Source organism: Priestia aryabhattai (assembly GCF_023715685.1).
GTDB classification, from domain to species: domain Bacteria; phylum Bacillota; class Bacilli; order Bacillales; family Bacillaceae_H; genus Priestia; species Priestia aryabhattai_B.
Genome location: NZ_JAMBOQ010000001.1, coordinates 318700 through 331766, shown reverse-complemented (window position 1 = coordinate 331766; position 13067 = coordinate 318700). Strand labels below are relative to the sequence as shown.

The window sequence follows — 13067 nt, the reverse complement described above, 5'->3', positions numbered from 1 at the left end:
TTTTTATTTAGCGTGCTTAACTGCTGAAGATTGATAAAAGCGACCTTTAAAGATATACGTAGCTGTAATAAATAAATAGATAGCTAGTGTAATAGTCGTAATAACAACGGATGTTGTACAGATAACGCCAATTAAAATAGCGCTTAGTGCAATAAGGGCAGCCCACGTTGTATAAGGAAACCATTTAACAGAGTAGCTGCTCGATGCTTCTGGCTGAACTTTGCGGGACTTTAAGTGTGCAATCGCAATAATCAACCAAATAAACAACACCGTATACCCTAAAGATCCCATCAGATAATCAAATGTTTTACTTCCTGCGAATAAGGAAATCAACACGCCGACATAAAGGGATGATGTACACATTAAGATTGCATAGACAGGAACTTTGTTAACAGAAAGTTTCGAAAATATCTTTGGCACTCGACCGTCTACTGCTTGCGTGTACAAAATACGTGATGAACCGTAAAGTCCTGAGTTCATAGAAGAAATAACGGCTAACAAGATAACAGCATTCATAATATGATCCGCTCCGGGAATGCCAATCATTTTAAATACCATAACAAAGGGACTTTGGGAAACGCCGTTCACTTCATTCCAAGGAATTAAGCTCACGATGATAAAAAACGGGAACAGATAAAAAGCAATGATGCGCGTTAATGTGCTGCGCACAGCTTTTGGTACTACTTTTTCAGGGTTTTTTGTTTCAGCTAGCGTTACCCCGATGATTTCAGTTCCGCCGTAAGAGTAGATGACAACTAACATCGCCGTAATTAACCCAGTTGGTCCTTTTGGAAAGAAACCGCCGTGATCGCTTAAATTAGAAAAACCCGCTGCGGTATGGTGACCGAATGATACAAACAGTAACAGAAGTCCAGCGATGATAAAGATTACAATGACCGTAATTTTAATTAAAGCTAACCAGTATTCCGTTTCAGCAAATGCTTTAACTGAAAGCAAGTTAATGACTGTGACAATAACGGATACGCCTAAAGCAAGCATCCAAATTGGATAATCAGGAAGCCAGTACTGAATAAAAATAGCGGCTACAACGGCTTCAGCTGCAATGTTTAATACCCACATTTTCCAATAAATCCAGTCCAAAAAGTAAGCGGGATAGTTTCCTAAAATCGATTGAACTAAATCACGAAACGTTCGTGCTTCACTATTTCGAACCGCCATTTCAGCAAGACCTTGCATGATAAATAGTAAAATAATTCCGCCAATTAAGTAGGCAATGATAACAGATGGTCCTGCCATATCAATAGCCGAGCTGCTTCCTTTAAATAAACCAGCGCCAATCGCTCCACCTAGCGCCATCATCATAATGTGACGTGAAGTCATTGTTCGCTGCAAACCTTGGTTGTCCTTCTTCATGACATTTCCCTCCACTTTTTTATAAAATAAAAAAAGCTTATCGTCTCCTACCTCATTATCAAATGAGAGAAGAGACGATAAGCTTTAGCTAACCGCGGTACCACTCTTGTTGGTTCTTAAAGAACCCTGCTTAAAACCTGATAACGAAGGTTAGACGTTAAAACTTAGAGAACACTTCTGCATTCTTTCTGAATTACCACTCCTGGGCGAGTTCAAAGTATTATTGGACTACGTCACACCAACCCGTAGCTCTCTTGACCGAATAATGAGCTTCTACTACTCCCAATCGCTGTGTTTTTAATTAAAATCTGAAAGTTCTTGATGAATAACCATTACTATACGTGCTTCTTTTTTCTTTGTCAACAGCTATTTTTGAAAAAGTGAAAATGATTGAACTTGGTTTTTTATAGAACTCAGGACTGGTTATTTTGGTAAAAAAATCAGTCGTTTCACCTAGTTTTCACCAAATCTGCGTACATTGAAGAATATGAAAAAGAGGTTGTTTTGACAAATACATAGCTGAGGAGAATGAATAAAGTGAAAAAGATGATGTACGTCAGGTTTGGACTGGATCTTTTAATGGCCGTTACGTTTGTTTTATTTTTTAACAAACAGGTATTGGGAGGATTAACGTTTCATGAAATTGCGGGGCTAGCGATTGCCGTCGCCTTTTTAACCCATGTGCTACTAAACTGGCAGTGGGTAAAGAAAGTCACGGTTAAATTATTTGACCGCAAGCTTCCGCGCAGAACAAAGTTCGGTTACTTTTTAAATGTAATGCTGTTGATTACGATGTCGTTTATTATGATCAGCGGTATTTTTATTTCAAGAGTAGTATTTCCAAATATTAATGTAAGCAATGAACAGTGGTTTAAGATTTCGCATATTTCGGTATCGTTTTTAGTATTAGTTTTAGTAGCGGCTCACATAGGTCTCCATTGGCAATGGGTCATAAATGTATGTAAAAACATGACAAAATTCAAAAAGTCAAAGAAAAGCTTGAGCATAGTAGCTAAGCTCGCGACCGTTGTGCTGTTAGTGGTTGGAATATATGAAATAAATGAGACTGGTTTTCTTGGGAAGCTTGGAGGAGTAGCAAGAGTAATGAATTTAAGTTCCTCAGATATGCCACAAAAAGGCGGCGGAAAGCCGGATTTTGATCGCCATTCATTTAGTGAGAACAAATCTTCTGCGACGGCAGCTGCTGGTCGCGAACGTCCGAATTTTGATCACGATGGCGGAGGGCCGGAAAGAGGAATGAAAGGAAAAGAAGGCGGATTTGAAAGTCCGAATCCTTTGGTTGTGATCGGTACTTATTTTGCTATTATGTCTGTTTTTATTATTGTTATTTATTATATTGAAAAAATATTAACGAGTATGAAGAGACGTAAAAAATTTGCGGGTCCTGCTACAGAAATTTAAATAAAAAAGCTTTGTATTTCACTGTTTTTTCATCGTGCAGAAGTAAAATCATTTATGTAAAAGCAAACGCTTTGCAAAATTAATGTGAGATGAACGTAGGTGGTGGAAATGGTGAAACAACACACACAGCCTGAAACGGAACATAAGAAAAATTGGTTTATTAATGCGCTATTGAATTTTGGTATTTATAAAAAAGGAAATCGGCACCTATACGAACTGACACTTCAAGAGTTAGAAGCTCAATATGTAAAAGTGAAAGCATTCATGTATAATCAGAAACCTCTTTCGCAATGATAAAAAAGCACTCAGTATATGAGTGCTTTTTATGTTAGAAAGTCATATTCTTTGACAGGTAAAACTGTACAGATTACAATCACAGTATATTTTAAAGTTACAGTTTTAAAATACGCATACTTATAGGAAGAAAAATCAGTTTCTACCTATAATACGCCAATATTTTTGACCGTATCATTTTTGGAGGGAAATAAAATGACGAATAAAAAGTATGAGCCGCTTTTACAGCCATTTGCTTTTTCAAATGGCATCAAATTAGATAACCGCGTTATTCTTGCACCTATGACAAATTTTTCATCAAATGAAGATGGAACGGTATCAAATGCAGAAGTTGACTACTATGTGCGACGTTCAAAAGGTGTTAGCATGGTCATTACAGCATGTACATACGGAACGCCGAACGGCAAAGGATTTCACGGAGAATTTGCTGCAGACAGCGATGAAATGATTCCTAGCTTGCGCCGTTTAGCAACAGCGATTCAAGATCAAGGAGCAAAGGCAGTTCTTCAAATTTTCCACGGAGGTCGCATGTGCCCGCCTGAACTGGTTCCAAATGGAGATGTTGTTAGCGCAAGCGCTGTTGCCGCAGAACAAGAAGGTGCACCGGTGCCTCGCGAGTTAACAAATGCAGAAATTGAAGGCATTATTCACGATTTTGGTGAAATGACGCGCCGTGCCATTGAAGCAGGATTTGACGGAGTTGAAATTCACGGAGCAAATAACTATTTAATTCAGCAGTTCTTTTCTCCGCATTCTAATCGTCGTGAAGATAAATGGGGTGGCAGCGTAGAGAAACGCTTAACATTCCCGCTAGCAATCGTAGACGAAGTAAAGCAAGCCGTTTCTAACTATGCAAAAGATCCGTTTTTAGTAGGCTATCGCTTCTCGCCAGAAGAGCCTGAAACGCCTGGAATTACAATGGCTGATACATTGAAGTTAGTTGATGCACTAGCTGCAAAAGACCTTGATTACCTTCACGTATCGCTAATGGAATTCTGGTCAAAACCGCGCCGAGGCGTGGAAGATACTCGTTCACGTATTGAAATTATTCAAGAGCGAGTAGGAAGTCGCGTGCCTGTGATGGGCGTAGGTTCTATTCATACAGCAGACGAAGCAGCAGCAGCTCTTGAAACGGGTATTCCACTGCTTGCTATTGGCCGCGAATTAATTATGGATCCAGACTGGGTTCAAAAAGTCAAAGAAGGCCGCGAAAATGAAATTGTTACAACATTAAGCAGAAAAGATCAGGAAAAGCTTGTGATTCCTGACCCGCTGTGGCAAGCAGTTATTAACACGCCAGGCTGGTTCCCAGTGGAAGATTAAAAGAAAGCAGAAAAGTGCAAAGACGATGGGACTGCCCCCATGTCTTTGTGCTTTTTTTATGGAATAGAACGTTCAAACCAGTAATTTACAAATGAGCTTTCTTATGTTTGAATAGTAATAGTTTTCTGAAAGTGAGGTGAGAAAATGAAAGCAGGGCCCATGGTGAAAATGATGATTTCAATGAGTATTTTTGGTTCAATTGGCTTTTTCTCCACCCAAACCGGACTGCCTTCCTTTGATTTAGTATTTGTTCGCTGTATTTGTGCAACGCTTTTTCTCGGAATGTGCTGGTTCGTAACGGGTGAGTACAAAAGGGAAAAATGGAATGTCAAAGAAATAAAGCAGGTTTTACTGTGTGGGATCTTTCTTGTGTTTAACTGGGTGTTTCTATTTAAAGCATTTGAAATGATGTCCGTTACGGTTGCCATTTCTATTTATCATCTTGCACCCGTTTTAGTATTGCTTCTGGGGAGTTTTATGTTTAAGGAGAAATTAACGATTCTTGGCGTTATGTCTATCTTAATTTGTTTTATAGGAACACTTCTAATTATTGGGGTGGAGCAACTTACGATTGAGGGCTTCATGTCTTCAGGAATACTTTGGGCGCTTTTAGCCGCTTTGTTTTATGCATGCACGACGCTGCTTGGAAAAGGAATTATTCATACGAGTGCTTATGCTGTTACATTTCTTCAGACTTTTTTAGGAATCTTTCTATTATTGCCGTTTGTGTATTTTAGTGATTTTCATTTCCTAACAACGGCCAATTGGACAGCTATTTTAGTAACGGGCTTTGTACATACTGGTTTAGTGTATTATTTGTTTTTTGACAGCCTGCGCTATTTAAAAACTCAGGTGATTTCGGTTCTGGTGTTTTTAGATCCAGCCGTTGCCATTTTATTAGATACAGCATTCACAGGATTTCGCCCGACGCTTCTTCAGCTTGCAGGCATTGTTTTGATCTTTTTAGGAATGCTTTTTACCTTAAAGCAAAAACCAGCATCTAAAAAAAACATTTCCAATTGTAGGGTTCAAAAAAGTACATAGAATTTTCCATTTAATTTGTTGGTGTTCGTTCATTAAAAAAAGGGGAGCTGTCATGAAAATCAGTAAGCAAAACGCAGAACATTACGTGTGGGGAGGAAAATGCGATGGGTGGCACCTAGTAAAAAATAAAGACGTAAGTATTATTCATGAGCGCATGCCCCCTCATACGAAAGAGGTAAGGCATTACCACACAAGAGCACATCAATTTTTCTTTGTGCTAAAAGGAACAGCTGCTCTAGAAGTAGACGGAATTATTTATGATATAAAAGCACATGAAGGAGTAGAAGTACTTCCGTCCATTCTTCATCAAATGATGAATCGTTCGAGGGAGGAGATTGAGTTTCTTGTTATTTCCCAGCCTTTTGCACAAGGGGACCGCGTAGCTGTTTGTGAAGAGGCAGAATAAGCATAGATAGAGCTATTTTTACTAGTTAAGACCGTACGCAAAGAATTTCGTCCAGTACAATAGTATCTTTTCATTCAGTAAGCGAAATATTATGCGTAATAAAATAAAAATACTTTTATTGCAGAGCAGAAATGTGGTAAATTAATATGTATGCAATATAGGGAGAACAAAATTTACAAATTAACAATTGTGTAATGTTAACATCATGATAAAAAAATAAGAGATTACAAGTTAAAATGTAAATTTTGTAGATGACTAAAAAAAGAGATGAAGATGATATTGTTTGACAGATTGAATCATTTTCAGGTAATCTTTTGCAGGACGTAACCGTTACGATTTAATGTAGGGGGCTTTCCTGAGGTTAGCTGAACATGAAATCTCTACTTTTTAGTGAAAGGAATTTGAAAATGAAAAAACTATTTTCAAAGCCGTTGTTTTACTTTTTTATAGCGGTTTTATTCATGTGGATCAAGTCTTACATGTCTTACAAAGTGGAGTTCAACTTAGATATAAGTGACTCAATGCAAAAAACGTTATTGTTTATTAATCCAATTAGTTCAACTTTGATCTTTTTAGGGTTAGCATTGTTTGCAAAAGGAAAAAGATCTATCGTTTGGACGCTTATCCTTAGTACAATCATGACGGTCATTTTGTACAGCAATATTTTATATTATCGATTCTTCAATGACTTCGTTACATTGCCTACTTTAACGCAAACAAGCAATGTGGGTCATTTAGGAGGCAGTATCGCTGACTTAGTAAAAGCTCACGATATTCTTTACTTTGTAGATATCATTTTACTGATTGCGCTATTGTTTGTTAGAAAAATCGAATGGCCAAAAGCACGTCTTAAGTTCCGCTATACGTTTGTAGTATTAGCGGCAGGAGCTATCGCTTTTGCAATTAACTTGCACTATGCTGAAAAAGATCGCCCTGAATTACTAACAAGAACATTTGATCGCAACTACTTAGTGAAATATTTAGGAGCATACAACTACACGGTGTATGATGCAGTTCAAACGGTTAAAAACTCAAAGCAGCGAGCATTCGCAAGCAGCGATGACTTAACAACAGTGAAAAACTTCAGTACAAGTCACTATGCAGCTCCAAATATTGAGTATGCGGGTAAAGCAAAAGGAAAAAATATTATTAAAATCCATCTAGAATCATTTCAGTCATTCCTAATTAACTATAAGTTAAACGGGCAAGAAGTAACGCCGTTTTTAAATTCATTAGCAAATGGAAATGAATTTATGTATTTTGATAACTTCTTCCATCAAACAGGACAAGGTAAAACAGCTGATGCAGAGCTTATGATGGATACGTCATTATATGGCTTGCCTCAAGGATCAGCATTTAGCTTAAAAGGCCGCAACACGTATCAAGCAGCACCGGCGATCTTAGATCAAGAAGGCGGCTATACAAGTGCCGTGTTACACGGAGATTATAAAACGTTCTGGAACCGTAATGAAATTTACAAACAGTTCGGTGTGGATAAATTCTTTGATGCAAGTTATTACAATATGACTGGTGATAACAAAGTAAACTATGGATTAAAAGATAAGCCATTCTTCAAAGAATCTATGCCAATGCTACAGTCATTGAAGCAGCCGTTCTATGCGCATATGATTACATTAACAAACCATTTCCCGTTCGTTCTTGATAAAGGCGATGCTAGCATTGAGCCGGCAAACACAGGAGATGGAACAGTAGACCGTTATTTCCAAACGGCTCGTTATTTGGATGAATCACTGCAAGAATTCTTTACAGAGCTAAAAGCGTCAGGCTTATATGACAACTCAGTGATTATGATTTACGGCGACCACTATGGTATTTCTGAAAATCATAACAAAGCGATGGAAAAAGTCCTTGGCGAGAAAATCACACCATATAAAAACGCTCAGCTTCAACGCGTACCGTTCTTCCTTCACGTACCAGGTGTAAAAGGCGGAGTAAACCACACGTACGGCGGTGAAATTGACGTAGTACCTACGCTTCTTCACTTAGTGGGAATTGATAGTAAAGAGTATGTTCAATTCGGTACAGATTTATTATCAAAAGACCATGATCAGGTAGTAGCATTTAGAAATGGTGATTATGTTTCTCCGAAATACACGTCAATTGACGGCAAGTATTACGATACAAACACAGGAGAAAGAATCACAGCAACAGACGAAGCAAAAGCTTATAAAAAGAAAGTTGGAAGAGAACTAGAACTTTCTGATAAAGTGTTATACGGTGATTTATTACGATTTAATAAATTAGATGACTTTAAACCGGTCGATCCTTCAAAATACATGTATGGAAAAGACCAAGAAACAGAAAAGTAATGTGAGCTTTCACATCATACAATCCAAACAAGCAAGTAGAGGAGCTTTTTAAAAGCTTAGCTACTTGCTTGTTTTATGAGAACTTCATTGAAAAAGAAAGCTGGTGACAGAAACGTGGAGCGAACAAGACGCAAAAGAAGAAGAAGAATTCGATGGGGCAGAGTGTTCTTTGCTTTGTTGTTCCTTTTTATTATCGTTGGGAGCATATACAGCTACTGGCAATATAAGCAAGGACTATCGATGGCAAGCGATGGTGAATTTGCTGATGACGGTACGACCTTTGAGCAGTTTCAAGGCAGTCTCCCAAATAATGGAGAAGTAAATATGCTGCTGTTAGGAAGTGACTCACGCGGGGAAAAGCATTCTCGTACAGACTCTATCTTAATTGCTCACTACGATTCTAGAAGCAAACACCCGAAAATTGTTTCACTTATGAGGGATATGTATGTGGATATTCCAGGACACGGCAAGCAAAAACTGAATGCTGCTTACGCGTTCGGAGGTCCTGAGCTGCTGCGTCAAACAATTAAACAAAATTTTGATATCGACATTAACTATTATGCAGTTGTGGACTTTGAAGGATTTTCAAAAATTGTAGATACGATTGCACCTGATGGCATTGAAGTAACCGTGCCTCACGATATGTCTTCAGGAATTGGTATGACGCTTCACAAAGGTACCCAAGTTTTACACGGTGAACAGCTGCTTGGCTACGTACGTTTTCGCCATGATAATATGAGTGACTTTGGACGCGTTCAGCGCCAGCAAGAAGTCGTTTTAAAGCTTAAAGATGAAGTGGCAAGCTTAAACAGCGTGTTTAAAATACCGAAGCTTCTCGGCGTAATGGATCCTTACATCGATACAAATTTAGATACAAAAAGCATGATGCTTTTGGCTAAAGATGCAGTAACAGGAAACATGAAAGATGTTCAAAGCTTGCGATTGCCGTTAGACGGATCGTTTGAAAACAAAACGTATAGCGGTGTTGGTATGGTGCTTGATATTGATTTAGATAAAAATAAAGAAGCACTGCAAGAATTCTTAAATGAAAAATAAAGAAAAGCCTTGAGACGCATATCTCGAGGCTTTTTCCTTATACATAGACGATGATGCGTTTGAATGACGTAATTAAACTGGTCACGATGCCCGAGCATACAACAATGAATAATGAATAAATAGCTGTTTCGTTTTGAAGCAGTAAAATACCTGAAATAATAATAGATGCGTCAAGCACTAAAATGATAATGCCGGGGTTTAAAGATAACCATTTCGCAAGTATCAGAGAAAATAAGTCGACTCCGCCTTGACTTGCGTGCTGCCGAAGCATGATGCCGGTTCCGATTCCGTTAAAAACACCTCCAAGGCAAGCGCTGATGATAATGGGAAGGTGAAAAATCCCGTGAAGCGGAAACAGCAAATCAATCATAACGGCTGAGAGAACCATGCCATAGATAGCATTTAAAAAATAAGAGCGGTTAAAACCTAGTGCCAGAAGATAAATGGGAAGGTTTAAGCAGAAAATCATAACGCCTACTTTATATCCCAGCAAATAATTAATGATTAAGCTGATTCCCGTAATGCCTCCTGTTACAAGCTGAAGCGGAAGAATAAAAACGTTAATTCCAATACTAACAAATACACTGCCGATTCCAATTGCAATCAATTTTTTGTACATGTTGTCTCATCCTTGTCTATGAATCTCTTTGTATGTATATGAAGACAAGCAGAGTTTCAGCACAAAGACTAATTTTTCATAGGGATAGTTTTCAAAAAAAAGTTGAAAAAGAAATAAATATTTCATATTATATTTATAATGAAACATTTATTTCTTTTATTCTTTAGGTTTGTCATTTTTTATGTATAGGGAGGTTTTTTTATGCAAACGAAAAATAAACAAGGATTTTCAAATCGAACAGCTACTTCACTCGAGCTTTTTGAAAAAGCATGCGAAGTAATTCCAGGAGGAGTTACCGCAAATATCAAATATTTTGACCCTCATCCTTTGATGATGGAAAAAGGGAACGGAAGCAAATTGTATGATGTAGATGGGAATGAATATATTGATTATTTGCTTTGCTACGGTGCATTAATTTTAGGGCATGGCCATCCCGCTGTTTTTAATGCAGTGACAGAACAAATGAAAGAGTCAGGTACAACCATTTTTGGCACGCCTCATAAGCTAGAAACCACGATGGCGGAAAAATTAATTGAACTATATCCAGGCATTGAAATGGTGAGGTACACAAACTCGGGGCTCGAAGCGACGCTACTTGCCATTCGTACAGCTGTTGCTTATACAGGAAAGCAGAAAATTGCTAAGTTTGAAGGACACTACCACGGAGGGTATGATCAAGTGCTAGTTAGTGTGAATCCAATTGTTGAACAAGCAGGAAATGCAAAAAAACCTCAAGCTGTTGGAGAATCAAAAGGATTGCCTGACTATTATTTACACAACACCGTTGTTTTGCCATTTAACGACGTAGAAGCAACTGAAAGAATTTTGCGGGCGCACGCTGATGAATTAGCAGGGGTCATTTTAGAGCCTGTTCAAGGCGGTTTTATTCCAGCTGAACAATCATTTATGGAAGGCTTGCGCAAACTTACTGAAGAGTTGGGGATTGTACTAATTTTTGATGAAGTAAAAACAGGGTTTCGTCTATCTCTTGGAGGAGCTCAAAAGGCGTATAATATCAAACCTGACATTACAGCTTTAGGAAAAGTGCTTGGAGGAGGCTTTCCGGTCGGAGCAATTGGAGGCAAAAAAGAAATAATGATGATTAGCTCAGCCAAAGGAGGCCGTGATATTTTAACAGCCGGAGAGAGTGAGGGGCAAGATTCTCTTTACCACAGCGGAACATATAACGGTCATCCAATCGTTCTTGCAGCAGGATTGGCAACCATCAGTGTTTTGGAAGAAGACGGTGTCATGGAGGGGCTGTTTGCTCAAACTACATCATTAAGAAATCAGTTAGAAGAAGTATATAAAAAACATGGAATCAATATGCAAACAGTGGGCATGGGAAGTATTTTTAATATTATTCTATCAAATCAAGAAATTAAAAATTACCGTGATATGAGCAAGGTGGATATGACGCTGCGCAAGACAATTGATTATGAACTGTTAAATTTGGGTATTTACACAAAACCATTAAATCGCTATTCGATGTCTGTTGTCCATACGGATGAAGACATCAAACGTACGGTACACGCGCATAATGAAGCGTTAAAGCGTATTAAAAAGTAAAGATGTAATACGACCGCTTGAATATCAAGCGGTTTTTGTCACGTAAGAATTTATATAAAAGAAAGAACCTTGACAGAAGGAGTATAGAAAAATTATTGTTGAAGTATTATAGTGCGAAGGAGATCAATAAAAGTTATGGAAAATGTATATAAACATATAGCGGAACGCATGTCTTCGATGAGCAAATCTCATGTGAAAATAGCGGAATTTATTTTAGAAAATCGCCACACTGTTCCTTTTTTTACCATAGATAAATTAGCTAAAATGACGGAAGTAAGCGATGCGACGGTTGTTCGTTTTGCTACATCACTAGGGTTTAAAGGATATCCTCATTTGCAGCAAGCGCTGCAAAGTTCTGTTCAGCAGCAGTTAACGACAACAGAGCGCTTAAAGATGTCTAAGGATGTTTATGACGATAACGATCAAGGCGTGTATGATGTTTTTTTAGATGATAGTGCAAATATACGGGCGACGTTAGAAAATTTAGATATGAAAGCATTTAAAAGTGCAGTAGAAGCATTAGTAAAGGCAAAAAGTGTCTATATTATTGCCAATCGAAGCGCTGTTTCGCTCGGGACGTTTCTTCAGTATTATCTTCAGTTCCTTTTAGGAAAAGTAGAGCTGCTCCATTCTATCGAAACAGTTTCTGAACGTTTATACGACCTAGGAAAAGAAGACGTTGTGATTGGGATCAGCTTTTCAAGATATACCAAAAGTACGGTGCAAGTATTTTCTTATGCGCATCAAAAGCAAGCTACGACAATTGCGATTACAGACCATTTATTATCACCGCTTATTCCGTATGCGGATATTCCTTTAACCGCATCTAGTCAAATGCCGACGTTTATTGACTCTTTTGTAGCGCCTCTTAGCTTAATCAATGCTTTATTAGTTTCCATCAGCAAAGAAAAAGAAATCGATTTTCAAGAGAAGCTGGAAGTATTGGAGAACGTTTGGGATCAATTTAATGTGTTTCATAAATGAATCTTCAGAAACCATAATGCAAGAATTAAATATATGCAAAGGAAGTTGTTTTAAGGTGCAAATGAGTTGCATTAACATTCTTCAGCGTAGACAATAAAAGCAAAGAAAGAAGGTAAATGGAGGAGAAAAAATTGATCGTTCGAGAAGCTAGAGAAGAAGAAAGACCATCTATTGAAACAGTGACGATTGCTGCTTATGAGCAATATGCAACCGTAAAATCAGAAGCAAACTGGAAGAGGTATCGAGAAGGAATTCTACATACCCTGAGTGAAGAGAATAAATTTGAGCGCATTGTAGCTGAAATCGATGGAGAAATGGCAGGAAGCGTTTTGTTTTACCCGCCGAATACCGATGTATATGGCGGGTTGTTAAAGCCATTTCCGTGGGCTGAAATTCGTCTGCTGGCAGTTGCTCCGTCTTATCGCCGAAAAGGAGTCGCCAATGCGCTTCTTGAAGCGTGTGAAAAAAAATCTCGGAAACTAGGATGTTCTTATTTAGGTTTGCACACAGATAACTCAATGGAACATGCCATTAAGCTGTACACTAAAAGAGGTTACGTCCGCTTCCCAGATAACGATTTTTATCCGGTAAAAGATTTGCACGTCATGGCATTTAGAAAATCAGTTAAATAAAAAAGCCTTTGAAA

The 13067-nt window shown here is 38.1% G+C and carries 12 protein-coding genes and 1 other annotated feature; of the genes, 10 read left to right on the top strand and 2 right to left on the bottom strand.

From position 1 onward, the window contains the following. Nucleotides 1-3: 3 nt before the first annotated feature. On the bottom strand, nt 4-1374 hold the full coding sequence (locus M3225_RS01710; RefSeq protein WP_251390674.1) for an amino acid permease: 1371 nt from the start codon (nt 1372-1374) through the stop codon (nt 4-6). A 67-nt stretch (nt 1375-1441) separates the two neighbouring features. Then, nucleotides 1442-1673 (bottom strand) — a binding site (T-box leader). Between the two features lie 238 nt (nt 1674-1911). Here M3225_RS01710 and M3225_RS01705 point away from each other — a divergent pair. The 7 genes from M3225_RS01705 (at nt 1912) to M3225_RS01675 (ending at nt 9249) form a co-directional block, all read left to right on the top strand. After that, nucleotides 1912-2796, top strand: a complete 885-nt coding sequence (locus M3225_RS01705) for a DUF4405 domain-containing protein (RefSeq protein WP_374109805.1) — start codon at nt 1912-1914, stop codon at nt 2794-2796. A 108-nt stretch (nt 2797-2904) separates the two neighbouring features. After that, the gene (locus M3225_RS01700) at nt 2905-3090 is read left to right on the top strand and encodes a Fur-regulated basic protein FbpA (RefSeq protein ID WP_251390670.1); all 186 of its coding nucleotides are present in this window, start codon (nt 2905-2907) and stop codon (nt 3088-3090) included. 195 nt (nt 3091-3285) lie between these two features. Then, complete coding sequence (locus M3225_RS01695) at nt 3286-4413, top strand: NADH-dependent flavin oxidoreductase (protein WP_251390668.1); 1128 nt, start codon at nt 3286-3288, stop codon at nt 4411-4413. A gap of 144 nt (nt 4414-4557) precedes the next feature. Beyond that, nucleotides 4558-5457 (top strand): DMT family transporter, encoded by a 900-nt coding sequence (locus tag M3225_RS01690; protein WP_251390666.1) that lies wholly within the window; start codon nt 4558-4560, stop codon nt 5455-5457. A 52-nt stretch (nt 5458-5509) separates the two neighbouring features. Continuing rightward, the gene (locus M3225_RS01685) at nt 5510-5863 is read left to right on the top strand and encodes a cupin domain-containing protein (RefSeq protein WP_251390665.1); all 354 of its coding nucleotides are present in this window, start codon (nt 5510-5512) and stop codon (nt 5861-5863) included. A 407-nt stretch (nt 5864-6270) separates the two neighbouring features. Next, a complete protein-coding gene (locus tag M3225_RS01680) occupies nt 6271-8193 on the top strand; it encodes an LTA synthase family protein (RefSeq protein WP_251390663.1) in 1923 nt (640 codons plus the stop codon). Between the two features lie 87 nt (nt 8194-8280). Further along, nucleotides 8281-9249: an LCP family protein gene (locus tag M3225_RS01675; protein ID WP_251390661.1), complete on the top strand. Its 969-nt coding sequence runs from the start codon at nt 8281-8283 to the stop codon at nt 9247-9249. 37 nt (nt 9250-9286) lie between these two features. Here M3225_RS01675 and M3225_RS01670 read toward each other — a convergent pair whose 3' ends face one another. Next, nucleotides 9287-9868 (bottom strand): YitT family protein, encoded by a 582-nt coding sequence (locus tag M3225_RS01670; protein ID WP_251390659.1) that lies wholly within the window; start codon nt 9866-9868, stop codon nt 9287-9289. 201 nt (nt 9869-10069) lie between these two features. Between M3225_RS01670 and M3225_RS01665 the strand changes: the two genes are divergently transcribed. The 3 genes from M3225_RS01665 to M3225_RS01655 all read left to right on the top strand — a co-directional run bounded on the left by M3225_RS01665 (nt 10070) and on the right by M3225_RS01655 (nt 13053). Continuing rightward, entirely contained in the window at nt 10070-11437 is a 1368-nt protein-coding gene (locus M3225_RS01665) for an aspartate aminotransferase family protein (protein WP_251390657.1), read from the top strand. Nucleotides 11438-11572: 135 nt separating this feature from the next. Continuing rightward, entirely contained in the window at nt 11573-12421 is an 849-nt protein-coding gene (locus M3225_RS01660; RefSeq protein ID WP_251390655.1) for a MurR/RpiR family transcriptional regulator, read from the top strand. 131 nt (nt 12422-12552) lie between these two features. Further along, nucleotides 12553-13053 (top strand): GNAT family N-acetyltransferase, encoded by a 501-nt coding sequence (locus M3225_RS01655; protein WP_251390653.1) that lies wholly within the window; start codon nt 12553-12555, stop codon nt 13051-13053. Nucleotides 13054-13067 lie beyond the last annotated feature (14 nt).

Excerpts from the sequence above, each read along its gene's own strand:
- M3225_RS01670 (WP_251390659.1), bottom strand. The coding sequence starts at position 9,868 with ATGTACAAAAAATTGATTGCAATTGGAATCGGCAGTGTATTTGTTAGT.
- M3225_RS01710 (WP_251390674.1), bottom strand. The coding sequence starts at position 1,374 with ATGAAGAAGGACAACCAAGGTTTGCAGCGAACAATGACTTCACGTCAC.
- M3225_RS01685 (WP_251390665.1), top strand. The coding sequence starts at position 5,510 with ATGAAAATCAGTAAGCAAAACGCAGAACATTACGTGTGGGGAGGAAAA.
- M3225_RS01700 (WP_251390670.1), top strand. The coding sequence starts at position 2,905 with ATGGTGAAACAACACACACAGCCTGAAACGGAACATAAGAAAAATTGG.
- M3225_RS01690 (WP_251390666.1), top strand. The coding sequence starts at position 4,558 with ATGAAAGCAGGGCCCATGGTGAAAATGATGATTTCAATGAGTATTTTT.
- M3225_RS01680 (WP_251390663.1), top strand. The coding sequence starts at position 6,271 with ATGAAAAAACTATTTTCAAAGCCGTTGTTTTACTTTTTTATAGCGGTT.
- M3225_RS01660 (WP_251390655.1), top strand. The coding sequence starts at position 11,573 with ATGGAAAATGTATATAAACATATAGCGGAACGCATGTCTTCGATGAGC.
- M3225_RS01695 (WP_251390668.1), top strand. The coding sequence starts at position 3,286 with ATGACGAATAAAAAGTATGAGCCGCTTTTACAGCCATTTGCTTTTTCA.
- M3225_RS01665 (WP_251390657.1), top strand. The coding sequence starts at position 10,070 with ATGCAAACGAAAAATAAACAAGGATTTTCAAATCGAACAGCTACTTCA.